Origin of the sequence: Nocardia brasiliensis NBRC 14402, assembly GCF_000308475.2 — a bacterium.
Taxonomy (GTDB): Bacteria; Actinomycetota; Actinomycetes; order Mycobacteriales; family Mycobacteriaceae; genus Nocardia; species Nocardia brasiliensis.
The window spans coordinates 1-24,921 of the sequence record NZ_BAFT02000037.1; the positions used below are offsets into that span (position 1 = coordinate 1).

Annotated in this window: 21 protein-coding genes and 4 tRNA genes; 15 read left to right on the forward strand and 10 right to left on the reverse strand. The window is 66.6% G+C overall.

The features are described from left to right. The first annotated feature begins 777 nt into the window (after positions 1–777). Entirely contained in the window at positions 778–1,725 is a 948-nt protein-coding gene (locus TY25_RS10985) for a hypothetical protein (RefSeq protein ID WP_226887249.1), read from the forward strand. Here the strand turns inward: TY25_RS10985 and TY25_RS10990 are convergent. Together TY25_RS10990 and TY25_RS10995 are read right to left on the reverse strand one after the other, a co-directional pair. Then, a complete protein-coding gene (locus TY25_RS10990) occupies positions 1,691–2,902 on the reverse strand; it encodes a sigma factor-like helix-turn-helix DNA-binding protein (RefSeq protein WP_042255830.1) in 1,212 nt (403 codons plus the stop codon). The genes TY25_RS10985 and TY25_RS10990 overlap by 35 nt on opposite strands. An 86-nt stretch (positions 2,903–2,988) precedes the next feature. Further along, a complete protein-coding gene (locus tag TY25_RS10995) occupies positions 2,989–4,053 on the reverse strand; it encodes a cobalamin-independent methionine synthase II family protein (protein ID WP_042255832.1) in 1,065 nt (354 codons plus the stop codon). A 301-nt stretch (positions 4,054–4,354) separates the two neighbouring features. Here TY25_RS10995 and TY25_RS11000 point away from each other — a divergent pair, with 301 nt between their 5' ends. Together TY25_RS11000 and TY25_RS11005 are read left to right on the forward strand one after the other, a co-directional pair. Continuing rightward, positions 4,355–5,353, forward strand: a complete 999-nt coding sequence (locus TY25_RS11000) for an NADPH:quinone oxidoreductase family protein (RefSeq protein ID WP_042255833.1) — start codon at positions 4,355–4,357, stop codon at positions 5,351–5,353. Positions 5,354–5,889: 536 nt separating this feature from the next. Continuing rightward, complete coding sequence (locus TY25_RS11005; protein WP_042255834.1) at positions 5,890–6,711, forward strand: aminoglycoside adenylyltransferase domain-containing protein; 822 nt, start codon at positions 5,890–5,892, stop codon at positions 6,709–6,711. A gap of 66 nt (positions 6,712–6,777) precedes the next feature. Here TY25_RS11005 and TY25_RS11010 read toward each other — a convergent pair whose 3' ends face one another. After that, complete coding sequence (locus tag TY25_RS11010; protein ID WP_042255835.1) at positions 6,778–7,296, reverse strand: winged helix-turn-helix transcriptional regulator; 519 nt, start codon at positions 7,294–7,296, stop codon at positions 6,778–6,780. 121 nt (positions 7,297–7,417) lie between these two features. Here TY25_RS11010 and TY25_RS11015 point away from each other — a divergent pair, with 121 nt between their 5' ends. Next, entirely contained in the window at positions 7,418–8,434 is a 1,017-nt protein-coding gene (locus tag TY25_RS11015) for an NmrA family NAD(P)-binding protein (RefSeq protein WP_052382913.1), read from the forward strand. Positions 8,435–8,999: 565 nt separating this feature from the next. Here the strand turns inward: TY25_RS11015 and TY25_RS11025 are convergent. Together TY25_RS11025 and TY25_RS11030 are read right to left on the reverse strand one after the other, a co-directional pair. Continuing rightward, positions 9,000–9,296 (reverse strand): DUF6506 family protein, encoded by a 297-nt coding sequence (locus TY25_RS11025; RefSeq protein ID WP_042255836.1) that lies wholly within the window; start codon positions 9,294–9,296, stop codon positions 9,000–9,002. A gap of 34 nt (positions 9,297–9,330) precedes the next feature. Next, on the reverse strand, positions 9,331–10,275 hold the full coding sequence (locus TY25_RS11030) for a LysR family transcriptional regulator (protein ID WP_052382914.1): 945 nt from the start codon (positions 10,273–10,275) through the stop codon (positions 9,331–9,333). A 179-nt stretch (positions 10,276–10,454) separates the two neighbouring features. Between TY25_RS11030 and TY25_RS11035 the strand changes: the two genes are divergently transcribed. Next, complete coding sequence (locus TY25_RS11035) at positions 10,455–11,042, forward strand: hypothetical protein (RefSeq protein ID WP_146153916.1); 588 nt, start codon at positions 10,455–10,457, stop codon at positions 11,040–11,042. Between the two features lie 336 nt (positions 11,043–11,378). On the opposite strand, the gene TY25_RS11040 is transcribed toward TY25_RS11035, so the two are convergent. From TY25_RS11040 to TY25_RS11050, 3 genes are all read right to left on the reverse strand, one after another. Then, positions 11,379–11,453 (reverse strand) — tRNA-Val (locus TY25_RS11040). Position 11,454: 1 nt separating this feature from the next. Then, positions 11,455–11,525, reverse strand: a tRNA-Cys gene (locus TY25_RS11045). A 46-nt stretch (positions 11,526–11,571) separates the two neighbouring features. Then, positions 11,572–11,644 (reverse strand) — tRNA-Gly (locus tag TY25_RS11050). A gap of 711 nt (positions 11,645–12,355) precedes the next feature. Between TY25_RS11050 and TY25_RS11055 the strand changes: the two genes are divergently transcribed. The 3 genes from TY25_RS11055 (at position 12,356) to TY25_RS11065 (ending at position 16,889) form a co-directional block, all read left to right on the forward strand. Next, positions 12,356–12,427: transfer RNA gene (locus tag TY25_RS11055), tRNA-Val, on the forward strand. A gap of 435 nt (positions 12,428–12,862) precedes the next feature. Continuing rightward, on the forward strand, positions 12,863–13,975 hold the full coding sequence (locus tag TY25_RS11060) for an MFS transporter (protein ID WP_162184198.1): 1,113 nt from the start codon (positions 12,863–12,865) through the stop codon (positions 13,973–13,975). Positions 13,976–14,336: 361 nt separating this feature from the next. Continuing rightward, entirely contained in the window at positions 14,337–16,889 is a 2,553-nt protein-coding gene (locus TY25_RS11065; RefSeq protein WP_042255838.1) for a LuxR C-terminal-related transcriptional regulator, read from the forward strand. Between the two features lie 124 nt (positions 16,890–17,013). On the opposite strand, the gene TY25_RS11070 is transcribed toward TY25_RS11065, so the two are convergent. Beyond that, positions 17,014–17,385: a hypothetical protein gene (locus TY25_RS11070; protein ID WP_042255839.1), complete on the reverse strand. Its 372-nt coding sequence runs from the start codon at positions 17,383–17,385 to the stop codon at positions 17,014–17,016. Between the two features lie 254 nt (positions 17,386–17,639). Between TY25_RS11070 and TY25_RS11075 the strand changes: the two genes are divergently transcribed. Further along, positions 17,640–17,897, forward strand: a complete 258-nt coding sequence (locus tag TY25_RS11075) for a hypothetical protein (RefSeq protein ID WP_146153918.1) — start codon at positions 17,640–17,642, stop codon at positions 17,895–17,897. 49 nt (positions 17,898–17,946) lie between these two features. Here the strand turns inward: TY25_RS11075 and TY25_RS42570 are convergent, their stop codons facing one another. After that, complete coding sequence (locus TY25_RS42570; RefSeq protein ID WP_146153919.1) at positions 17,947–18,273, reverse strand: hypothetical protein; 327 nt, start codon at positions 18,271–18,273, stop codon at positions 17,947–17,949. Between the two features lie 390 nt (positions 18,274–18,663). Here TY25_RS42570 and TY25_RS11080 point away from each other — a divergent pair, with 390 nt between their 5' ends. From TY25_RS11080 to TY25_RS11105, 6 genes are all read left to right on the forward strand, one after another. Then, on the forward strand, positions 18,664–19,197 hold the full coding sequence (locus TY25_RS11080) for a GNAT family N-acetyltransferase (RefSeq protein ID WP_042255841.1): 534 nt from the start codon (positions 18,664–18,666) through the stop codon (positions 19,195–19,197). Positions 19,198–19,259: 62 nt separating this feature from the next. Next, on the forward strand, positions 19,260–20,723 hold the full coding sequence (locus TY25_RS11085) for an aldehyde dehydrogenase family protein (RefSeq protein WP_042255842.1): 1,464 nt from the start codon (positions 19,260–19,262) through the stop codon (positions 20,721–20,723). A 105-nt stretch (positions 20,724–20,828) separates the two neighbouring features. Continuing rightward, the gene (locus tag TY25_RS11090) at positions 20,829–21,458 is read left to right on the forward strand and encodes a hypothetical protein (protein WP_042255843.1); all 630 of its coding nucleotides are present in this window, start codon (positions 20,829–20,831) and stop codon (positions 21,456–21,458) included. Between the two features lie 24 nt (positions 21,459–21,482). After that, positions 21,483–22,667: a glycoside hydrolase domain-containing protein gene (locus tag TY25_RS11095; protein ID WP_042255844.1), complete on the forward strand. Its 1,185-nt coding sequence runs from the start codon at positions 21,483–21,485 to the stop codon at positions 22,665–22,667. Positions 22,668–22,687: 20 nt separating this feature from the next. Then, positions 22,688–23,998 (forward strand): ABC transporter substrate-binding protein, encoded by a 1,311-nt coding sequence (locus TY25_RS11100; RefSeq protein WP_042255845.1) that lies wholly within the window; start codon positions 22,688–22,690, stop codon positions 23,996–23,998. After that, positions 23,995–24,918: a carbohydrate ABC transporter permease gene (locus TY25_RS11105; RefSeq protein WP_042255846.1), complete on the forward strand. Its 924-nt coding sequence runs from the start codon at positions 23,995–23,997 to the stop codon at positions 24,916–24,918. Before TY25_RS11100 ends, TY25_RS11105 begins: the two co-directional genes overlap by 4 nt. The last annotated feature ends 3 nt before the right edge of the window (positions 24,919–24,921 follow it).

The following is a 24,921-nucleotide window of genomic DNA, read 5'->3' on the forward strand; positions in this document are numbered from 1 at the left end:
AGGCTTCCAGCTTGGCGAGCCTGGCCTCGATGCCGTGCTCGGCCGGTGGGATCGGGACCGCACCGTCGACCCGGGCCGCCACGGCGTCCAGTTTGTCGCTGACCTCGCGCAAGACCGCCGCGATGCTCGACAACATCGCGCCGATCGACTCGTCGGCCTGCTGACCGTGCTCCATCCAGTACCCACTTCCCCGTATCGGCTCAGCTCACGCTGGGCCGGACGATTCTATCCGCCCACTTGGAAATACGCGGTTGCTGCTGTGCCTCGCTCGAGCTCACGAACACCGGCTCGGTACCGGCTTCTCGGGATCTGATCGAAGCAGCGTAGGCGGACCGTCCCGCGCCATTGCAGGCGGTGGTCGGCGTGATCCGGTTTGTCCGGAACAGATCTGCTCGGCGATCGGCGCCGCCGAGGCGAATCAGCGACCAGCCGAGGCGCACCCCGGTCGTAGCCTATGCGGTTTCCCGCTCGGATGGCAGCCCGAAGCCGTCGGATGGCAGCCTCGACCGCCGCGCCCGGCCCCCACTCGGCGCGCGGCGCGGTGTCGTCGCAGGATGGCGGCTACTGTCAATCCACCGATATAAGCGAGGTGTTCTGGCCGCCCGGTACCCGAAATTCCTTGTGCCGCAGCCTACACCAGGCGCTGGACCGGAAATCTGCCATCGTGGCGCACCCGGGCGCGGGGTAAAGGGGACTGGCGAGGTTTGCGCGCGTGGCGCACTCTTGATCTATGGCGTAGGTCGCCAGGCCTGCGGAGGTGTGCAGGGGAGTGGTCGCGTGAGAACGAAGCAGCGGGCGGAGATCGCCTGCGGTCGCCGGGCGATGCTCGCCGAGTTGGGTATCGCGGACGGTCCGGGCAAAGCCCGCCGACAGTCCGCCGGATACGGCTGTAAGTGTCCGGAATGTGACGCCGCGCAATGGGATATGCGGCGGTTGAAGTATTGGCTGTGCGGTCGGTTGCTCGCGTTCGGCGCCGATGTGGCCGAGGTGGACCGCCGGGTGGACGGCGTGCCCGTGGACATCTACTGGCGCAAGGGCGAGCGGGAGTTCGTCATCGAGGTGCGCAGCGGTTCGCTGGAACGGACTCTGGCGCAGGAACATACGCAACGGATGCGCGCCGCCGGCATCACCGAGGTGCTGTGGCTGTGCCCGCCCGGGTACTGGGTCGACCACCTGCACGCCCTCGGCATCGCCGACTTCGCCCCGCCCGCATGCGATTACCTGGCGGTGCGCGGCATGCTCGACACCGTGCGCAGCGCGGTCGCCGCCCCCCGTCGCGACCCGTTCGAGCTGCGCGACTTCATCCACGGCTGGGTCACCGGCGACATCGTGTGGGGCTATCGTGACGTGACGACAGGAGGGTGGGCGACCGTGGCCGACTGGGAGCACCACACCAGGACACAGGCGACCATCATCGCCCGGCAGCGCCAGGAGCTGGTCAATCAGCGCACCGCGCTGGCCCTGTCCCGGAAAACCGTGCGCGACAAGCAGAAGAACGTCATGAAGCTGACCACCCGGCTGGAGCGGGCGGAACTGGAAGCGCAGGAGCGAGCCGACGCGCTGGCCCAGGCGCGGCGCAAACTCGACGACCACCACCGGGTGGACACGACGTTGCGCAACACGATCAAGAGCCTGCAACAGACCATCAATCACTGGCAGCTGGTGACCTGCTGCGCGATGATGCTGATCGTCACGTTCGTGGCGGGTGCGCTGGTGGTGCGCTGAGCCGGAACGGCGCACGGTCCCAGCGCCATTCGTGCCGCAACACCAGCGCGATGAAGTCCAGCAGCGGCAGCCCGGTCTCCTGGTGCAGTCGGCGGAGCATCGGCCACGGCACCGGGCCCTGCTCGACCAGTTCAGGCAGGGCGCCCGCGTCGACCTGCCTGGCCAGCAGGTCGGGGACGCCGAGCAGGCTGCCGGTCCAGATCAGCCAGCCCCAGCCTTTCTGATGCGCGTAGGCGCGCGCCGCGGCCGACTTCGCTCGATTGACGTGGAAGGCAACGTGTCCGAGCGGTTGCACGTCGATCAGCACCACGCGCCCGTCGGTGAGCCGCGCCGCGATGCTCGGGTAGCCGAGCCGTTCGACGCCGTCGATGGTGTAACCGACCGCCACGGGTTGTTCCTGGAACGAGTCGACCAGGTCGCTCGCGTTGAGAATCCAGAGCAGCCGCGCCGCCAACCCCGAATCGAACGGCACGTCGCGGCCGACCTTGTCCAGATAGAACCGCCCGCGGCCGTCGTCGTCGCTGTCGACGGTGCGTGCCGAGGACAGCGGTAAGGCGTCGGGGGTCGCCGTGTCCGGCCAATCCACCTGACCCAGCCACGGATTCAGCTGGCTCGTCGCGCGTGGTTCGGCGTCGCGGAGTTTGGCCAGCCGCCGGTTCGTCTTCTTCTGCCAGGCCGCGATGCGCTGGGACACGAATCCGGAGACCCGTTTCGCGTCCTCGGCCGCGTGCCCGGCCAGCCGCAGCTTCAGATACGACAGTTCGTGCGCCGCGATATCGGTGTCGGTGGCATAGGTCTCCACCAGCAGGGCCCGGACCAGTTGCTGGTCGCGGGTGCCGACGGGATAGCGCTGGGCGAATATGCCCAGCGCGCGGTGCCCGCTCAGCTGGGCGTCGCGGATCAGCTGGCCCACCGCCTTGGTGTGCAACTGGCGGATCCGGTCCCGCGAAAGGTCGTAGCGCGCCCCGATTTTGGCCAAGGTCTCCGGCTGCTCGCCGCTGACGCCGAGCCGGGCGGACAGGATCTCGCCGGTCTTGGCCTTGCGGTCGGCCTGCAGTGCGATCAGTTCGGCCAGCAGCTCGTTGATCTCCTCGAGCTCGAACGAGATGTCGTCCTGCAGATCGAGTAGCTCGGGGTCGGTGCCGTCCGACGCCTCGAGCTCCCGGCTTGCCGTCACGCTGCGACCCCCTCGGCTCGGTTGCACTGTCGGCTCAGCCTAATGCCGGGTACCGACAATTCGGCCGCACCGAAGGGGTCGGTGGCTCAGACCCCCAATTGCGCGGCCGCCAGCGCGGTGCCGTCGATCCGCGCCTTGATCTTGGCGAACGCGGTATCCCGCGAGGTGGAGGTGTCGTCGGCGAAGGGGGAGAACCCGCAGTCGTCACAGGTGCCGAGCCGGTCCACCGGGATGTGGCGGGCCGCGGCCAGCACTCGATCGCGGACCTCCTCCGCGGTCTCCACACGCGGATCGATCGGATCGGTGACGCCGACGAAGATCCGGGCGTCCGCGGGCAGATGCTCGGCGATCACCGCGAGCACCTTCTCCGGATCCGGTTCGCTGGCGAGCTGGATATAGAAATTGCCCGCCTTCAACTGCAACAGTTTCGGCAGCAGCTGGATGTAGTCGACGTCGAGACTGTGCGTGGAATCCTGGTCACCGCCGGGGCAGGTGTGCACCCCGATCCGCGCCCGCTCCTCGGCCGAGAAGCGTTCCAGCACCAGATTGTTCAGCTCGATGAACTGATCGAGCACGCCGCCGCTCGGGTCGAGCTTGAGCGAAAGCCGTCCCTCCGTGAAATCGAGCTGCACCGCCGGCGCACCCGCGTCCAGGCACCCGCGGATGTCGGCTTCGGCCTCGGCGATCAGGTCCGCCAGGAAGGTCTCGCGGGGATAGTCGGCGATGCCGTCCGCCGGATACAGCAGGCTCAACGCCGAGGGCGCGATGACGGCCTGCTTCACCGGCCGGTCCGTCGCCGCCTGTGCCGCACGCAGATAGTCCACCGCGTGCGCCTGGTAGCGGAACGGTCCACCGGTCAGCACCGGCAGTTGCCGCTGGTGCCCGTCGGCGAAGGGGATCACCGCGCCCTCGGCGGCGAGGGTGGTCGAACCGGCGATCGGATAGGTGACAAAACTGGGTTTCGACTGTTCGCCGTCAGTGACGATCGGGGAACCTGTCTGTGCCATGCGTTCGAGGGTGTCACTGACAGCCCGCTGTTGGATCTCAGCGAGCGCAGCGTCATCGATTTCGCCTGCACCATGGGCCGCCATGGCGGCCTGCAATTCGCGGGGACGGGGAATGCTTCCGATTGGCTCCGTGGGGATGCTCACATTTTGCAGTTTAGGTGAATAACTCTTTCCATGATCGTCAAATGGCCTGTGCCTGTTCGGGACTCGCGCGGATCGGGCAGCACTTCGTCGGTGGATCTGACAAAGTATGTGTCGGGGTTCGGCGGGGACACATGCGGTTGCCGCATGAATGGGTGAACGGAACTGGACGGCACTATTCGATCTTCGCCGCTGTCGGTCTCGGGAACACTTCGGGGCTGCGCGGGCTTACAGCTGTCGTAGTAATGAGGTCGGCCGGTGGCGCTGTGCCGAGTCGGTCCCGAAGAACGGAGTTCGAAACACCATGACCCGCACCATTCCCGGCACCATGCGCGCGTTGCGGCAGCCGTCCCTGACCGGTCCGCAAGACATGCGGTTGATCACCGATGCACCGGTACCGATGCCCGGGCCGGGGGAGGTCCTGCTCCGGGTCACCGCCGCCGGGGTGAACTTCGCCGACGTCATGCAAACCCACGGCACCTACCACGGCGGCCCGCAGGCGCCCTATCTCGCCGGTTTCGAGGCAGCGGGCGAGGTCGTCGCCCTCGGCCCCGGCGTCACCGAACCTGCGCTCGGCGCCCACGTGATCGGCACCGGTTACGGTGCTTTCGCCGAATACATGGTGCAGGACGCCGCCGCCGTCGCGCCGATCCCGCCCGGCTGGTCCGACGAACAAGCACTCGGCCTCATCCTCAACTGGGCCACCGCCCTTGCCGCGCTGAAACCCCTGGGCCGCATCGCCCCCGGCGAAACCGTCCTCATCCATGCCGCGGCCGGCGCCGTCGGTCAAGCCGCCGTCCGTCTCGCAAAACACTACGGCGCCAGCGTCATTGCCACCGCGTCCCCCGACAAGCACGACACCGTGCGTGCAGCAGGCGCCGATCACGTCATCGACTACCGCACGGCCGACGTCGCCGCCGAAGTCCTGCGCCTGACCGACGGCCGCGGCGCCGACATCGTCCTGGAATCCGTCGGCGGCGAAAACTTCCGCGCCGGCCTCGCCGCTGCCAAGCGGGTGACCGGCCGGGTGATCGTCTACGGGGTCGCCGCCGGCGAATCCGCCGTCACCAACCGGGAGTTGAACTTCCAGCACCCCGTCCACGTCATCGGCCTGCACCTGGGCATCCTCATTCAATCCGCCCCTGCCCTCTTCACCGAACTGATGACCGAACTGGCCACCCTCATCGAATCCGGCGTCTACCCACCCGGCACCCCCACGATCTACGACCTCGCCGATGGATCCAAAGCCCTTATGGCACTTGAATCCCGCTCCACCACAGGGAAACTCGCGATACGTCCGTGAACCGCCCCGCGACTTCGCGGGAACTGCCCGACCAACCCCGACCGGACCGTCCCCGTAACGCACAACGCGGCTACCGGCGGCAGGGTGCCGCCGGTAGCCGGGCGCTGTGCGTGGGTCATCGCTTGATCAGCGCGCCCAGGGCGGTGAGCGAGGCGCGGCGTTCGTAGGCGATCCAGGCGAAGATCGCGGTGAGCGCCAGCGGGAAGGGTGCCGATTCCGGAGTGCCGGCCAAGAAGGCATTGAAGCCGGCGCCGTGGCGTTGTTCTTCATCAGAGTCTCCGGGATGACGAGCTTCGGGCCGCCGGAGGCGATGATGAAGAACAGGACAGGCCGAGCACGATCTGCAGAGTCCACAGCACGCGGTTGCGGATCTTGCTGGGGCGGGCGGTGCTCTGGATGGCGGTGACGGCGGTCATCTCTGGTTCCTGCTGGGTCGGTCGCGCCGGGTCGGTGGCGCGTTCGTCGGTAAGGACGGAGGCGGTCCGGAAAACTCATCGCCACGCTGACGTTCGTCGGGCGATCCGGATACTGGCTGCATGACCCACTCCCTCCTCGACCCATCAGCGGTTCCCTTCGAGTTGCGGCCGTACCTGGGGGAGCTCGTGCAACGCGCACGCACTATCTGCGGCCCCCAGCTCCTCAGTATTTTCGCGGTCGGATCGATCGCGCTCGGCGATTACCGCCACGGGCGCAGCGATATCGACGTGAACATGGTCGTGCAGCCGTCGATTCCCGGCGATGCTGTGCGGGCGCTGGCGGAGTCGTTGGCGCACAGTGCATTGCGGTGCCCTGCCGCCGGTCTGGAACTCGTTGTGTACGAATCGTCTTTTGCCGGCCGGGCTTCCGATCGGGCCGGGTACATGTTGGATCTCAATACCGGGCCGCTGCTGCCGCACCGTGCCGGTTTCGATCCGGCGGCGTCCCCGGCATTCTGGTATGTCATCGATCGCTCCATCGCTTACCAGGCCGGGCGAGTCCTTTACGGGCGTCCGGTGCGTCAGGTGCTCGCGGCACCGGCGCAGCGTCAGCTCTTCGCCGCGATACTGGCCTCGGTGCGCGAGCACGCCACCGGCATCGGCCATCTGGCCGACAATCAAGTGCTCAACGGCTGCCGCTCCGTCGCCTTCTGCCGTACAGGCCGATGGGTGGCCAAACGCAAGTCCGCGCAACTGATTTCGGCATCCGAGCCGAAATTCCGCCCTCTCCTCGAAGCCGCGGTGCACAGCTTCGAGCGCCCACGCACCGCGGCGCTCGAGCTGCCCTCCGCGGACGTACAGACCTTCCTGGCATGGGTCCGCGACCGTGTCGAAGACACCGCCGAACCAACAGGTCACCGAGATCCGCCTGCGCTGGCGTGATGACCAGCTGCCGCGGCATCGACCCGCCCCGGCCGTGCATCCTGTCACGGGCGTTTGCCCGCGCGATCATCCCTGGTGTGTCCCGCGTTGGCGCCGCGCCGCTCGTAACTCGGGGTCGAGACGTTCGCGCATGGGTTGATCGGCTCCTGGGCCGGCGAGGAAGGCCAGGTTGAGGGCCGACAGGGGATTGCCGCTGTGCTGGTCCATGAGTCCGGGCACGATTTCCTGCCCGGTGTCGCCGTCGGTCAGGACCACGCTGGGCGCTTCCGTTCCCGCGTGTTTGCGGCCCCAGGCGTACAGGGCGATGAGGACCGGGGAGAGATCTCGGCCCTTGTCGGTGATGAGGTATTCGTAGCGGGGCGGGGACTGGCTGTAGCGCCTGCGCTCGAGCAACCCGGAATCGACCAGCGTGCGCAGCCTTCTGGTCAGCATGGTCGGTGCGATGCCGAGGTTGCGTTCGAACTCGTCGAATCTGGTGAACCCGTCCAGCGCGTCGCGCACGATCAGCAGCGTCCACCAGTCGCCCACGTACTCCAGAGCGCCGGCTATCGGGCATCCCATCGCTTGGAAACTCGTTCGTCGCACCCACTGATCCTCTCATCGCAGCGTTACTTGCATAATAGTAGTCACTGGTTTTAGTGTGAGCGCCGCGGCCGAAACCTGGACGCCACATCTCACCTCGCGGTGAACGATCGATAGGCACACTGTGACTTCTTCTCCTCGCGGCTCCGGACCTACCACGCTGGTCATCGGCGCCGGCGGCCGCCACGGCGGAACCGGTTCCCACGTCGTGCGGCGTCTGCGCGAACACGAACACGCGGTGCGGGTGCTGGTACGCGTCGTTGATGAACGCGCACAACGCCTTCGGGCGCTCGGCGCGCATATTGTGGTGGGTGACCTGTTGGATCACCGGACGCTCGATGCGGCCGTGCGGGACGTGGACACGGTGTATTTCACCTATCCGGTCGCCCCCGGCATCGTGCAGGCCGCAGCCGGCCTGGCCGCCGCGATCCGCCGCGCCGCGACCAGCCCGCGCGTGGTGGTGATGTCGATGGCGGTCTCCGCTTCCGACAGTCCGAGCGGTTTGGGCCGGGCGCAGTGGGTCGCCGAGGAGGTGCTGTCCTGGGCGGGACTCGAACCGACAATCTTGCGGATCGCGGCGTTGTTCTACGAGAACATCGTGTTGTTGCACGCCGAATCCATCCGCCGGACCGGCGATTTCGCCAACAGCTTCGGCGATGCTGCGGTGCCGTGGATCAGCGGCCGCGACGCCGCCGACCTCGCCGTGGCCGCCTTGGCCGACCCGATCCGATACCCCCGCGGCGCCACGCTGTACCCGCAGGCGGCCACCGCGCACAGCCATGCCGAGATCGCCACTCTCATCGGCGCCGAAATCGGAGCGCCGGTCCACTACACCCCGGTTTCCGCCGCGCAATGGCAGCGGGAAATGATAGACCTGGCACCCAACGGCACCGGTTCCCCGATCAATCCGGCAATGGCGCAGCACATTTCGGCCATCGGCGCGACCTTCTCACGGCTGCCCTCCGCTGCGCCGATTGATCCCACCGCACTCGCCGAGGCCATCGGCCACCCGGAGCAGACCTTCACCGAGTTCCTCCGCGAATACCGGCACCACTTCGTTGCGGCTCCTGTTCACCGATCCCATGGCGACGCCGCCGTGGCGGGCGGAATCCGTGGCGGCTTAGTCAGCACGAGTGAGTGATAGTGCCGTTGCGTGGGGTTCGAGCGGGCAGAGCCACTTCTTGACTGGCGTCCAAGACCACCTGGATCGCGGCGGTCGTGGCCCAGTGCCCCTTCACCGACGGGCCGGCGTCGTTGCGCTCACGTATCCGGACCGGGCCATTGAGCGTGGTAGCGCTGGCAGCAGCCGGCGTCCTCGACACGGTCGGCTCCTGGTTCGGTGCCAATCCGATCCTGTTGCCGATGGCGGGGACGTCCCGGATGCCGGCGTTCGTGGCCTCACCCGGCGCCTTCTCCGGTGCTTCGGCACTTCTGCCCGCGGGGACCGGGCTCTCGCGGCGCACCAGCGCGTTGCTCAAACGGCTGCCGTCGGTGCGGCTCAGGTGTCGAAGAACATCGAACTGACCGAGGACGACGGTGGGGAAGAATCCCGACCGGTGTCGGTCGCGACAGCATGTGGGGCGTCCTGCGGGGCCCGGACGGTGCATTCGATGCCGCCAACGCCCTGGCCGCACGGCGGGGCTCGTCTGCGCGGCTGGCCTCGGACTCGATGTCGGGGCAGCCTCGGTCACGCGAGAGGTTCGATGTCACGCGAAGATTGCGTGCACCTGGCTGACGGCTTCGGCGCCGTAGGCCACCGCGCCTACCGGAACCGCACCATGCACCGCCTCGATCACCCGGGCCGTCCACACCGGACCGAATCCGCCGCACAGTTCGATCAGTTGGACGCCGTCGTCGACCAGGCGGCGCGCCACGTCTACGCACTGGTCTGGGCTGTCGACACCGACGAAGACCGACCGGCATGCGGGTGTTTCGACTACGGTTTCCTGTCCGGGATCGCTACCGGCCGCGGTGTAGATGAATCCCCATGTGGTGAGCGCCATGTGTCTGCCTTTCGTCGAGCTTCGCCCGCACAACTCATCGATGCGGTGCGACCAGATCGTTTCCCAGAGAAGCTGATTCGGGGGCACGCTGTCCACGAGGGGAAACCGGATACCCGTGTGGCTGCGCCGCACGCAGCAGGTCGGCGACCATCGCGTGGTGCCGTGCGGCTGCGGGATCGGCCGAATTCCAGACCAGCGCATAACGAATGGGCGGTGGGGCAGCGGCGAGTGGGCGCCACACCAGGCCGTCGCCCGCACGCGCATCCCACGCCGGTCGGAGGGCGACCACATCCGCGCCGTAGGTGAGCTCCGCAGTGAACAGCGCTCGTCGCGGCGCGCTCTCCCGGATTGCGGCCGGTCGCCAGCCCGCCCGGGTCCACGATTCGTGGATCATGTCGTGATAGCCGGGCGAAGCCGAACGCGTGAACCACAGCAGTGTGCTGCCCTCGAGATCGGCCCACTGCACCGAGGTGCGCTCGGCTAACCGATGATCGGCGGCGAGGAGCACTCCGAGCTCGGCTTCCGCGATCACGGCGTGGTCCAGTCCGGACAGCTCGGCGGGCAGGAGCAGAACTCCCACATCGAGCGCACCCGCCCGCAAAGCGGAAAGCTGTTCGGAAGTTTGCATATCGCAGAGTTCGACAGCGGGTTCGGCGTATCCACGCCACAACGCCGAAGCCAGCCACGGCGGTGCGCCGGGTGTCACGGCGACACGCGGAATTAGCTCTTCCCGCACCGATTCTCGCGCCATATGCACCGAATTCAGCACTGTCCGTGCATGTTTCACAAGCCGTGTGCCTGCCCGGGTCGGCGTCATGCCGACGGAACCGCGCACGAACAACGCGGTACCGAGCTCACGTTCGAGCGCGATGATCTGTTGACTCAACGATGTCGGTCTGATTCCGACCGCGTCCGCCGCGCGGGTCAGGTTGCGCTCCTCGGCAACCGCGAGGAAATACCGTAACTGTCGCAGTTCCACGCCGTCACGCTATCGAACGCATGCGCATCCACAAGCGCGACGGCTTACCCGCCAACGCGTCACACACGCTCGGGCACGGATCGGCGGCGCCTCGGTTACGCCGACCGCAAGAGGCTCAACAAAGGTGAAGGATCGCCGTCCACCCTGCGGGCGGCCCCGCGTGCCCTTAGACTTCGGCCGTGGGCGCATTTGCCGGTAGCGCAGTAGAAATGGCCATGCCGCCGATTGCGCGGATGATCCTGCACGCGGACGGCTCCACCACCCGATTATTGGAAGCGCTACTGGGGCAACCGCTGTCGTTGTCGCTGCAGGAGCAGCAGGCCGCCCTCGCCGCTGCCGTGGCTCCGGAGGTGCGTTTCGCACTGGGGTGCGCGGTCACCGACGAGATCATGTATCGGCGTTCCCAGCTGTGCACCTCGGCGGGTGCGGTGGTGTCGAGCAACGAGGTGACCGTGGTGTGCCGCGATCCCGGCATCACCGCGCTGCTCACCGACGGGAGCGCGCCGATCGGCCATGCCCTCGCCGCCGCGGGCCGTCAGCTGCCGCGCGTGCTGCTGGCCAGCGGCTGGTCGGCCTGGCCGGACAATCTCGAGCGCTGCGTCTACAAGGAATACCTGTTCCTGGACGCGGCCGGGGACCCCGTCGCGCACATCCGCGAACGCTTCAATCCGGTCTACGTCCCCAGCTCGGAAATCCGCACGCACAGAGCGAAAACTGTTGGGGCGGGTGCAGGTAGCGCAGCGAACGGTTTCGTAGGTCGATGCTGATGGGGTAGGGGTCGTGCTCGTCCAGAATCAGCCTGCGGAGGAATTCGACCATGCCGCAAGAAAAGAAGGGTGAAGTTCTTGTCGGTGTGTCGCCCACAAACCAAAACCGGCTCCACCGCCGTTGTCTACCCGCCTTACCCCCGAACTCGGCCACGATGGCCAGAATGGAGCCGTCGCCCGCGCGATCGAGATCGGTAGCGACCTCATTGAGAATCCTCAGATACCCGTGGCGAGTTCTTCGGTGGATGCCGGGTGCCCCGCGACGCAGCGCCAGTACGGTGTCTGGTGCACAACAAGAAAGGCCCCCTCGAAAGGGGGCCTGACCTGGTACTACGGTGGTGCGCGATACTGGGATTGAACCAGTGACCTCTTCCGTGTCAGGGAAGCGCTCTCCCGCTGAGCTAATCGCGCGAGGTGGAGACGGGAATCGAACCCGTGTGCACGGCTTTGCAGGCCGTTGCCTCACCACTCGGCCACTCCACCGTGCGAAGGGGTACGGCGAAACTAGTTTGCCTGGCCCTACCTCTCGAGCGGATGACGGGATTCGAACCCGCGACCCTCACCTTGGCAAGGTGATGCGCTACCAGCTGCGCTACATCCGCGTGCATCTCGGTGGCTGTTCCGGCCTCCGTGGTGCGAGACAGAACATTAGCCGACGCCCGGTGAAAGCTACAAATCGGCTGGTAGAACGCCTGAAATCCAGAAGGTTGCCAGTGTGGCGGAGGTGGCCGATGTGGTTGAGGAGCACCCAGTGGCCCGAGAGGTGGTGCCACCCGCACCCACCCCGCATCCCGCCCCAGCCCGAGAGCCTCGCTGGCATGGGGGATCCGGGCCCCGATCCGACCCGGCCAGACTCGATCCGGCTAGGCCGGGCCCGATTCGATCAGGCCCAGCCCCGCGCGGCCAAGCCCGGTCCGACCCGCCCCAGCCCGTGACTACCGGCCCTGCCCTGTGTCCCGGCTCAGCCCCGCGATGGGAAATGCGGGCGCGGCCTTGCGCCCTTTGACTGTCACGTACCTCCACCGCATCGCCACGGTGTCATTGGCAAGCACTCCGCTGATTGACTCACCGGTCCCACCCGTACTTGCGACCCGTCTGCCCTGACGCCACCCGCGCGGCCACTCCCGACTCCGGTTCCGCCCTTCCGAAACCCGCACTGCCCGAACGCTGCCCATCCGCGGCGCATCCGCCGGGCCGATCCACCTCGGCCCCCTTCTCCCTCATCAGGGTGGCGATTTGGTGAACCGCCGGTGCCCCGTGCTAATGTTCCATCTCGTTCGAAGCGCACTCGAAGCGCCCAGAACACCCCTCCCGGTCCCATAGCTCAGCGGGAGAGCGCTCGCCTCACACGCGAGAGGTCGCTGGTTCGAAACCAGCTGGGACCACCGCAAAAATGCCAGGTCATCGCAGTAATAGTGATGACCTGGCATTTTTTGTGCCCGCGCTGCGGCTCGTACCGCACGGGCATCCCGCTGCTGAACTGGCCTAATTGATGTCGTCGATGGCGATGCGCGTCGCATAGGATCTGCGCATGATCATCTGTCGACCCGCGCGAGCACTGGTGGTACCTGCTCGCGTGCGTGCGGGTCGGCGACCGTGCCGCGGGGTGGATCGCCTGCCCACCGGAAAGCTCTGGATCACCAGACCCTAGGCCGTCCAGCCGACGGCCCGGCCCCGCATATCAGCAAGAAGCCTGCAGCCCAGGCTTGGTTTTGCTGTCTTCGACGGGGCCTGTCGGCATTTCTTGCCCATTTACCGAGCAGCGTTCGGCCTATTCGGTCGTGCGCCGCTTCGGGCCCTCTCCGTCGCAAGGAATGATCATGTCCAATTCTGGAATTGCCCGTGCCCAACTGGGTCAAGCGCCCACCACGCGTCGTGCGTGGCTGGGACTCGCGGTGATAACCACGGCGCAGCTGCTGATCATCGCGGACGCGTCGATCATCAATATCGCCCTACCCTCAGCGCAGCAGGCGCTGCATATCTCGGACGCGAATCGGCAGTGGGGTGTGTCGAGCTATGTACTGGCAGTCGGGGCGCTGCTACTGCTCGGCGGCCGGGTGGCCGACTTCCTCGGGCGCCGTAGCGCTTTCGTCATCGGGCTCATCGGCTTCGCTGCCGCCTCGCTGGTCGCCGGCCTGGCTCAGCACCAGCTAGTCTTCTTCTTTTCCCGTGCGGCACAAGGGGTCTCGGCCGCATTGCTGGCCCCGGCGGCGCTCGCGCTACTCGCGTCGATCTTCACCGAACCCGCCGCACGCGCGAAAGCGCTCGGCATCTACGGAGCGGCTACCAGCATGGGCGGCATCCTCGGATTGCTCGCAGGCGGGCTGCTGACGAGCCTGGCGTCCTGGCGGTGGTGCATGGTGATCGCGACGCCGATCGCGCTACTCGGTGCCGTTGGCGCCGTGTTCTCGCTGCCGGAGTCCCGGATCGACGGTGACCATCATTTCGACCTGTTCGGTGCACTGACCGCTTCCCTCGGCGTCGTGTCGTTGATCTACTGCATCGGAGCCTTCGAGAAAGGCAGTGTCGCCCAGGTACTTTCGACGGGTGCGCTCGCCGTCGTCGCATTGACGACGTTCGTCGTGTGGCAGCGGCGGAACCCGCATAATTATTGGCTGAGCGTGCTACCCGCGCTGCTCTTGATCGGGGCCGGTGTCGGCCCGACGCTGGTGTCCGCTTCGGCCGCAGTGCTGAACCGGATCCCGGCGTCGGACTCGGGGATTGCTGGTGCGACCTACAACGTGGCGAACGAGCTGGGCACCGCCTTCGGTGTGGCCCTGCTGTCCACGATCGCCGTCGCCGCAACCCGGCACAGCGATGCGACGGCGGCCGCGGCCGAAACACAGGGCTACGCCATCGCATTCGGTTGTAGCGCCGTGCTTCTGCTGATCGGCGCCGCACTCGCCGTGGCACTGTTACGCGAAAACCGCTGACACCCAGGGGTGCAGCCCGCCGCCACGGGTTGCGCCCCTGGCCAGGCAGCCCCTGGCCAGGCTGATTCGCGCAGCCGATCAGGTGCGGTGTTCGAAACTCGCCGTCTGTGCTGCCGGTAGCCCGGTCAGGCCGTGAAGGGTGAATCGCGGGGGGATACCCCGAAAGTTCGGTGGGTGAATCCTCCGATAGGAGGACGAATGGGGCGGCGGGCGAGTTCTATGCTGATCCAGCTGATGCACCATTCGACGAAAGTGCGTTCGCCTACTCGGAATATGTTGACGGGCAACAATTCTGGTGCCCCTGAAATTAGTTGCACCGCGCCCGTGAGTTGTCGGTTGCCGTGTGATGTGAGGTGCGCGCATGTCTGCTCGACTGAATTTCGCTGCACTGGAAACGGACGACTTCGTGGGTCGTGAGCGCGAGCTGTCGTTGATCGCGACGCTGTTGCTAGGGCCTCTGCGGTTGATCACGCTGGTGGGTAGCGGCGGGATCGGCAAAACGAGCATTGCGGGCCAGGCGGTGCTGCGTTTTCAGCGGGCTCGCCGCGTGCGGGTGCACTGGGTGGGTTTGGCGCGGTTGCCCAAGGACGCCGATCGCGCGGCGGTGGTGCATGAACTCGCGGCGGCGATTGTCGCGGCGGATTTCTCCGGCCGCTCGGCGTGGGACGCAGTGCTCGACGCCCTGGATCGGACCGACGGTGCCGGACGCCGCCCACCCGTTCTGCTCGTGGTCGACAATTGTGAGCATGTGGTGGCGGCGATCGTGCCGATGCTGCGTGAACTGCTCGCACGGAACCCCGCGCTGACTGTTCTGGCAACCAGCCGAACTGCTCTCGGGTTGGTCAGCGAACGCGTGGTGGTGATTCCCTCGTTGACGCCGGACCAAGCGATGGCGTTGTTCATCCGCCGGGCGGAGATCGCCGGTGTCTCGATGAGTCGGCCGACCGAGCACGTCGCGGCAGAAATATGTCGGCGGTTGCACTATCACCCGCTTGCCATCATCCTCGCGGCGGCCAGACTGCGTTATCAACCACTGTTGTCGGTACAGCGGGAATTGACCGGCTCGGCCACCGACCAGCGGCTGACATGGCCCGGCGATCGGCACGCCGGCGTCGAAGAACGGCATCGCCGAATCGGGGCTGTCATCGACTGGTCGTTTCGGCTGTGCGGTGCGAAAGAGCAGTTGCTGTTCGCGCGGTTGGCAGTATTCGCACCGGGTTTCGAGGCATGCGACGGGGGCGACGTCCGGCTGGGCGGGGGCGCGGACCTGGACGCGATCCGAGCGATCTGCTCGGATCCCGCCGAGAACCTTTGTGGCGACCCGGCGAACACCCGCATCGAACCCGGTGAGGTCCTCGCGATACTCGAACAACTCGTCGATCGTTCGCTGGTCACCCTCCATATGACCGAAGCAGAGTCGCACTATTCGCTTGTCGAAAGCCTGCGGCTATACGGCATCCAGGCTCTCGGCGAGCGAGGGCACGACGAGTTCGGTCAGCTGATCGCTCGCCACCGGAACTACTATCGACGCAGGCTCGTCGGCTCGCGCGACGAGTGGTACGGGCCCAGGGAAATCGAACTGCTCGAATGGGCGTCCCGTTCGTGGGACAACCTGGCCTCGGCGATCGAGCACAGTCTCGCGACACCGGACAGCGCGTTGGAAGGACTGGAGATCGCGGTAACCCTGTTGGCGATGCGGGTTCCGTACTTCACCGGGTCGCTGCGTCAGGTTCAGCGCTGGATCGAACAGACATTGGCGGTGTCCAGCAATTCCGCACCGGAAGCCGCCATGCTCCGGTCTAGTTCGCGTGCCTTCGCCGGTTTCATTTCCGTCCTGCAGGGTGATGTCGCGGGGATACCCGATGTCATCGCTCATTGCCTGGCCGAGAGTGGTTTCGATCAGAGTTTGGCATCAGCGCTGCGCGATGACCCTTCGCTCGAGCACGCGGCACCGGCCGCGGTGGATCTGTTTCGGGCACTGGAACTCTTTCTGGTGCACAACGATTCGCGGTCGATCGAAGTCTTCGAATACGCGCGAGCGAAATTCGTGCGCGAGGGTGACATCGGGTGTGCCGAAATGAGCGGAATGAGCCTGGTCGGCGCCACCGCGTTCTACGACGTCTCCGCCGCGGGCCTGCGCCTGATCGAGGCCCATTTGGCCGAGGTGATCGCGGCGGGGGCGCGATGGCCGATCGCGTGGGCGAAGCTCAACCTGGCGATCGCGCAGTACCGGCGGGGTCGCCCTGATGTGACGATCGATCTGGTCGAGCAGGTCTTGCGCGCACCGGGCATGGACCGCGACCCCTGGTGTGCGCTGTGGGCCATCAGTATTCAAGCGTGGGCGCTAGGGGAAACGCTCGAAGACGGGCACGGCCGGGTGCGCGAACGGGCGATGGAAATCGGCCGGCTGCTGGGAGCCGGGGAGAAATATCGGCAGACCGCGATCGCTGGTGACCGGCCCTATGAGCCGTTTCGTATCGAATCGGTGGCCGCTGCCGATCGGGCGCGAAATGTGCTGGGAGCCGAGGCTTTCCGCGCCGCCGAAGCGGAGGGGCGAGCGCTGCCGATGGACAGGCCCGGTCAGGTCGCCCGGTTGATCCTGAACCAAGAGGATGTGACGGAGCTCGACGCCGCGGATGGCGGTGACGACCGGTGGGCGAACCTGTCCGCCGCCGAAGCCGAGGTAGCCGCGCTCGCCGCGGCCGGTTGGTCGAACAGCATGATCGCCGTCAAGCGCGGTCGATCGCGCAAAACCATCGATGCGCAACTCGCCGCGATACTGAGCAAATTGCGGATCAATGCACGAACCGACATCGCCGCGCATGCCCCGCCGGTGATTCTCGAGGAGATCGGTCGCGCTGCAGAACAGAATCCGGGACAGTACTTCCGGACCGCGCGACGACGCGGAAAATGACCAGCGCGGCCAGATTACGTCCGCGACGGTGTCCTGGCGGCATGCCCACTGGCGGCGGCGCATGACGCTGCCGCCCGTGGAATCGTGACCGTACCGCTCAGCGCGGGTACGGGCTCAGATCTGCTCAGCGCTGCGCCGAACCCGTCGCCCCGGCCGCAGAGGTGACCTCCACATCGCGGTCGAGCGCGGTCGTCCCGAACCCGCCGTTGACGGATACCGTGATCTTCACGCGATGCGTACCCGGCTGTACCTTCTCGATGACATATCGCGGACCCACGACTCCTTCGCCCACCGACCCGAGCACGAAGTCCTGGATCTGATTGTCGACCTCCACCAACCCGACCCAGTACTTCTCGTCGGAATTCACGGAGACGGTGATCTGCTCTTTACCGCCCACCGCGTCCGCCGTGGTCTCGGCCGCGGCAATGCCGGTGCCGGCGACCATGACCACGGCGGCAACGGGGGCCAGCGTCGCTGCCCACGTCAGAATTCGCATATAAATCCCGGTTCCCTTCTTCGGATACTCCGCCGATCGAATCGGCGATTTTCAGACAGCAGGTAATTCGCAGTGGAACCGTATATCGCCGGTGACCCGGCGGGCATCGGGTGATCAACTCGATTTTGTAGGTACATCTGCCACAACGGCTCTGCTGCCAATGAAATCAGTGGCTGCCGTCGATCGATATCCGGCATTTACCGTCCCCGTACCACGCGAAGCGCAGGCACGCGTCTCGATTGAAGGAGTGATAAATGGGCAGAATGGTTACGAAGGTTCTTGCGACGCTGATCATCGCCGCGGCGGCCCTGACGGGATCCGGCTACGCCGCCGCCGCCCCCGGGCTGCCACTGGAGCAGTCGCAGGCGTCGACGCAACCCGCCAAGCCGATCGACACCGTGCAGTCGGGGTCGGCCAGCACTGCCTTCGCGCTGTTGCTGACCCGCCTGTCCAGCTTGTCCGGCAAGCCGTGCCCGTGGCCGGCCTGCGCCGCCGCGGCGACGGTCGAATAGCCGGGCAGCCGTTACCTGAAATTCGGCCGGTGCCAAGGGGAATGGCAGGTCACCAATTGCGCTGTGGTGACCTGCCATTCACATCGGTGTGACCCACCGGACCGGCACGGAATTCCCCGGATCCACGCCCGCACCCTCCATCTCGCCGAGCCGCAGGCCCTCCTGGTACGACATGATCCCCGCCGGCGATGTCACCGGCGGCGCCGCCGATGATGGCGCCGATGGGGCAGCTGATCAACAGGAATGGCAGACCGAGCAGGCAGCCGATGGCCAGTCCGGCGCCGCCCGCCAGGAGTGCGCCTTTGGCGCCCACGGCCGGGTCGGCGAGCGCGGGCGTCGCGGTCACTACGCCCGCCAGCGCGATGATCGGAACCACCGCTGTTGCCACAATATGAGCCCGAGTAATTCTGGTGATCATGGAATCCCTTTCTGTGTTTCACCTCGACCGTCGGTGCACAGTGCACGCACGGAAAATATTCATGCACGCTCGCGCGGATCCGGCGGGTGAATATCGAGTCGGGAACGATTCGAACGACCATTCCTGATAGGGACCAGTACCGCCGCGATTCGAACCTTTGTCCAATCGGAACTATAGGTAGCGAATTCAGGAATTACGAAGGCCCGGCGTCGACGTGATGGCCATCATGGAACGCCGAGGCGGCGAGTGACTTCGGTCCTCTCCGCGGGGGCTATCGGCCCTACGAGGTGCGCTCGGGCTCCAGGGAGAACACTCCAGTCGTAAACCTAGGTTTCCTAAGCTGGCTTCGTGGTGACCTATGCGGACTTCCCGGAAAACCTTGCGACCGAACGGCTCCGGCTGCGGTCCTGGCTGCCCTCGGACGCGGCGGACTATCGCGCGCTGTGGGCCGAGCGGGATCCGCGGGCCCGGCATCGGATCGGTGCGGACGGCCGGCCGACGGTCGAGGATATGCGTGTCTGGCTGGCGGCCAACCCGCTCGGTCCCGACCCGGGCCTGGGGTTGCGTCCGATCGAGCGGCGCGACACCGGTGAGTTCATCGGCTATTGCGGGCTGATCGTCGGGCAGGGGTCCTTCGACGAACCGGAGATCGCGTACGAACTCGCGCAGCGCGCGCACGGTCACGGGTACGCCACCGAGGCGGCTCGGGTCGTGGTCGAGGCGGCGGCCCGGACCGGTCGGCGGCGATTGTGGGCCACCGTGCGCGAATGGAACACCGCTTCGTTCCGGGTGCTGGCGAAGCTCGACTTCTACGACAGCGGGCGGGTCACCCCGGATCCTGTTCGCGGCGACTCCATTTGGATGACCCGCGTACTCGATTAGCCATCCGCTGCTGTGCCGAAATCGTATACGATTACCCCAGTGAGTCTCCGGGAGGAACGACGATGGCACCGGCACATTTCACCCCCGCTCTGAATCTCATCGACGGAACCTGGCGCGACGCCGACGAACGCCGCCTCAGCTACGACCCCGCCACCGGAGATGTCATGGGGGAGTACGCCTTCGCCACCCGTGCCGACACCGAGGACGCGATACGGGCCGCTCGATCGGCGTTCCACACGACCGAGTGGGCCACCGACCGGCGGCTGCGTGCCAAGGTGCTCGGCGCTATGGCCGATGCGGTCGAAGCGAACCGGGCGGCGCTGATCGACCTGCTGTCACTCGACAACGGAAAGATCAAGCGGGAAGCCACTTTCGAGATCGACATGGTCGCACCGAAGTTACGCTGGTGGGCGGCCATGGCGCTGGCGGATTCGGCCGGGCGCGCGTCGGACATGGGCCAGGGGCGAACTTCGATCGTGCTGCGGGAGCCGGTGGGCGTGGCCGGGGTCATCGTGCCGTTCAATGCGCCGGTGATCCTGGCGGTGCGCTCACTGGCGCCGGCCCTGGCGGCCGGAACCACGGCGGTGGTCAAGTACCCGGAGGAGACCGCCCAGATCTGCGCGCTGTTCACCCGAATCATCGCTGAGGTCGACGACTTACCCGATGGTGTGCTGAACACGGTCGTCACCGACGGCAGCGGTGGTTCGGTGCTGGTCGAGTCACCGGACGTGCCGGTCATCAGTTTCACGGGCAGTACCACCACGGGACGCGCGATCGCCGCCGCCGGCGCCGACCGGCTCAAGCGGTTCGGGCTCGAGCTGGGCGGCAAGTCTCCCATGATCGTCTTCGAAAGCGCAGACCTCGACGCCGCGGTTCCGGTCCTGACCGACGCCGTCACGGTTTTCGCGGGCCAGTTCTGCATGGCCGGATCCCGTTTGCTGGTGCACGAGTCGCTGGCCGAGGACCTCGGCAAGCGGTTACGTACCTCGTTCGAGGCGGTCCGGCCGGGTCCGGCAAGCGATCCCGCGAGCGATATGGGTCCGCTGATCTCGCGGCAGAACGTCGAACGGGTCGACGCCGTTGTGCGGGAAGCTATTTCGATGGGTGCCGAGGTGATCGTCCGGGGCGGGCCGTCGGACGATCCGCGGTTGCGGGGCGGTGCCTTTTACGACCCGACCGTGCTGGCGGTCCGGGACAACTCGTTGCCGATCGTGCAACGGGAAACCTTCGGCCCGGTGCTGACGGTGCAGACCTTCCGCACCGAGGACGAGGCGATCGCCCTGGCCAACTCGACCGAATACGGTTTGGCCGCCAGCATCTGGACCCGCGACGTCGACCAGCCGCTGCGCGTGGCCCGCCGCATCGAGGCGGGCACCGTCTGGATCAACGACTGGGCCGCGGTGCACGACGAATTCGAAGAGGGCGGCTACAAACAGAGCGGCCTGGGCCGTCTCAACGGTCTTGCGGCACTGGAGAATTTCGTCGAGTACAAACACATCGCCTTTGCCCCGGCCCACCGGTACTGAATCGGCGGCAACCGCCCTGTTCGGGGGTGCCGGCGCGTTATGGTGGGGTAAGTGCCGGCGCAGCCCACCGGGTTGCCGGGCAATCCACCCGAGAGGGGAGGAACCGTGGCGCAGCAGGGGGAGTTCGGGTTCGTACCGTTGTGGCCTTTTCGGAGTGAGGCCGAGGCGGTGGAGTGGCAGGCGGCGTATCGGACGGACGGGGCCGATGCGTGGCATCTCGACGCGGAGCTGACGGCGCTCACGTTCACACGGGAGTATCTCGGTCTGCGGACGGTGGACCAGGTGGTGGTCGGAGTCGGCCGCAGCGATACCGGCGGGGACGAGCGTTTCGTCGGTGTCGGGTTCGTCGCGCCCAACGGGGCCCAGATCACGGCGGCGGTGTTGCATCTGGCGCGCATCGGGGCCGGTGCCGACGCACCGTGGGAGGTGGTCGGGTCCGACGGCGGCACGCTGTCGGTGGACGAGCCGGGGTACGGGGCGACGGTGACTTCACCGTTGGCGGTGCGCGGCCGGATCACGGGGGTGGACGAGAGCCTGACGGTGCAGATCCGGGTGCACGGCAGCGCGGAACCGGTGGGCGCGGTTTCCGGTATCGCCGCGGGCGGGACGGATGAGCCGTGGTCGGCGACCGTGCCGTTCACCGCGGCACCGGGCAGTGTGCTTACCATCGCGGTGTCGACGGGCGGCCATATCGCCGAGGTCGAGCATTTCGCCGTCACCGGCGCTCGGCACTGAAACCAATACACTGCGACCACAGGGATGGGCAGAGCCGTGACCCAGTTGATCGACTTCTCTGCCGCGCTCATCGAGCCGGCCGATATTCGGGCGGCCGGATTCGCCGGCGTGGTCGGGTATTTCTCGGAATCGCGCCCCGGCACGAACTTCGGGGCGAAACCCTTGCGCCGGGACTATTGCGATCGGTTGCGCGCCGAAGGCCTGGAGATCGTCACCAACTACCAATACGGCAAGGGACCGACGGCGGACTGGCGCGGCGGCTACGACGGCGGCGCCCGGCACGCGGAGACGGCGCTGCGCTTCCATTTCGAGGCGGGCGGTCCGGGATACCGGCCGCTGTACGCGCCGGTCGACGACAATCCGACGCTGGACGAGTGGAACAGCCTGATCGCGCCGTTCCTGCGCGGCTGGGCGTCGGTGGTCGGCCCGGAATGGACCGGCGTCTACTGCAATGCCCGATGCATCGACTGGGCATTGGAAGACGGTGTCGGGCAATGGTTCTGGCAGCACAACTGGTCCGGTGACCCGTCCATCAACGAGCATCATCCGGCCGCCCACATGCACCAGATCGAGATCGATCAGCGGGAGATCTCCGGTGTCGGCATCGACGTCAACGAGGTGTTGAAGCCCGACTACGGTCAATGGTCGGCGGCGCGCACACCGGGACCGGTTTCGCCGATCAGCCGGGAGGACGACCAGACGGGCATCAGCCCCAACACCTCCTCCCGTGGCGGTGCGCCGGTGCTGTGGTTTCTGCTGCACACCCAGGAGGGCAACGGCGACGCCCAATCCCTGGCCAACTATCTGCAGAACCCGAATTCGGGTGTCTCCTACCACTACACCGACGACAACACCGGCACGGTGATCGACGTGGTGGACACTGATCTGGCCTCGTGGTCGGTGCTCAGCGGTAATTCGCGGTCGATCAATTTGTGCTTCGCGGGTTCGCGGGCGGCTTGGTCGCGCGACGAATGGTTCGCGCGGATGCAGCGCGGCATCGACTGCGCGGCCTGGCTCGCCGTGCAGGACTGCCGCAAGTACGGGTTGCCGATCCGGACGATCTCGCCCGAGGAATTGGGTGCCGACGAGCGCGGCGTGGCCGATCACAACGCGTATACGATCGGCAAGCGGGACGGCACGCACACCGATGTCGGACCGAACTTTCCGTGGGACTACCTGAACGCCAAATTGACGGAGTACGGCGCGTAATCGATTCGGAAGGGGGCCTGATGGTTACACGGCGAGCATTGCTATCCGGCGCCGCCGTGCTCGGTGCCTCCCTGGCCGCCCCAGGGTTGTCCGGCTGCGGCGGCGACTCGAACGCGTTGACCTTCTTCTTCCAAGCCGCCCCGGCCGAGGCGCGGGTGCGCAGGCAGATCATCGAGGCGTTCGGGCGGCTGCACCCGGAAATCGAGATCCGCGTGCAACTTTCGGGCCCCGACCCGCAGCAGCAGATCCTCACCTACTGTGCGGGCGGAAAATGTCCGGACATCCTGATGCAGTGGGAGTCGTATTCCCGGTTCGCCGCCCTGGGCGTGCTGCAGGACTTGAATGTCATGCTGGACAAGGACCCCGCCTACGCCGCGCAATTGCGTGGCGACAGCACCCCGAATCTCTATGAGACGTTCGCTTTTCAAGGCGGACAGTACGTCCTGCCCGAACAGTGGGCGGGAATCTTCCTGTACTACAACAGAAGACTGTTCGACGAGGCCGGGCTGAAACCACCACCGGCACGTTGGCAGGACGCCTGGACCTTCGCGGAATTCCTCGCCACCGCTCGAGCTCTGACCGAGCGGGACGCGTCGGGCAAGACCACCCGATGGGGGTTCGTCGATGCCTGGCCGGTGCCGCGCTGGTCGGCGGCGATCTTCGGGATGAACAACGGCGCAGCGTGGTTCACGCCCGCGATCGATCCCACCCGGACCAACATCGATGACGATCGCTTCATCGAGGGCTTCCAGTTCTACACCGATCTCTCGGTGCGGCACCGGGTCGCGCCGCAGGCAGCCGACCTGCAGGCGCAGTCGGCGCTGGATCTGTTCATGCAGGGCAAGGCGGCGATGGTGCTGACCGGGCACTGGCAGTACAGCGGCTTCCTCGCCGCGCCCGATCTGGATTTCGATGTCACCGTGCTGCCGGTCGGTCCGCAGGGGCAGAGTGCCAAATCCGATGTGGGCACCACCGGTTTGGCCATCGCCGCGTCCAGTTCGAAGAAGGATCTGGCCTGGGAGTTCGTGAAGTTCGCGACCGGTCCGGCGGGGCAGCGGGCCGTCGCGGAGTCGGGCCTGTTCGTTCCAGCCCTGCAATCGGCCCGGCGTTCTGCCGAATTCGTCCGGTCGCACACCAGGATCAGCAATCTCGAGGTGCTGATCGATGGGCCCGACAACTCCAATCACCTTCCGGTGAGCCCGCATTGGCCACAGGTCGACGCCGCCTTCACCCGCTTCTCCGATCGAGTGCTGCGCGGTGCCGCCCCCGCGTCCTGGTTCAAGGACGGCCCCGCCGCGGAACTCAACCGGCTGCTCCAGGGGTCGGTGTGACTGCCGTCGAGCACCGCGGCGCCGGTCGGCGCCCCTCCGGCCTGACCCGTCGCAAAGCGGCCGCGGGCCGTACTTTCATCGCGCCGAATCTGCTTGCGGTACTGGTGTTCCTGGTGTTCCCGCTCGGGCTGTCGCTGTATCTGAGCTTCCACCACTGGAATATGTTCAGCGCCCCGGAGTACGTCGGCGCGGCCAACTATCGCCGACTGTTCGCCGAGGACCCGCTGTTCTACATCGCGCTGCGCAATACCGTCCTGTTCACCGTCGTCACCCTGATCCCCACCGTCGTGATCAGCCTCGCCGTCGCCGCCGCCCTCAACGAAAAAGTCAGGGGCATAGCTCTTTTCCGCAGTGTCATGTTCATGCCGCTGGTCGCGTCCACCGCGGCGATCACCGTCGTCTGGAAGTTCATGTTCGCCACCGAGGGCGGACTGTTCAATGCGATGCTGGGGTGGTTCGGCGTCGATCCGGTGCAGTGGCTGGCCGACCCGAACTGGGCGCTGGTGTCGCTGTGCCTGGTCAGCATCTGGAAGAGCGTGCCGTTCGCTGCGGCCGTGCTGCTCGCGGCGATGCAGGGCGTGCCTGCGGAGCTGTACGAGGCCGGGCGTATCGACGGCGCGGGCGGGTGGCAGCGGTTCCGGTCGATCACGCTGCCGCTGATCCGCCCCGCGCTGGGCTTCGTCTTCGTCATCACGATCATCAACACGGTGCAGGCCTTCGATCAGGCCTACGTGCTGACCGGCAGCGCGGGCGGCCCGGAAACCGGGACCTATCTCTTCGGCATCATGCTCTTCCAGAACGCGTTCGTCTTCAACGATCTCGGCTACGCGTGCGCGCTGGCCTGGGTCATCTTCGCGATCCTGCTCGCACTCACCTATTTCCAGCTGCGACTCTCGCGCACCGGCACCGAGGAGACCTGACGT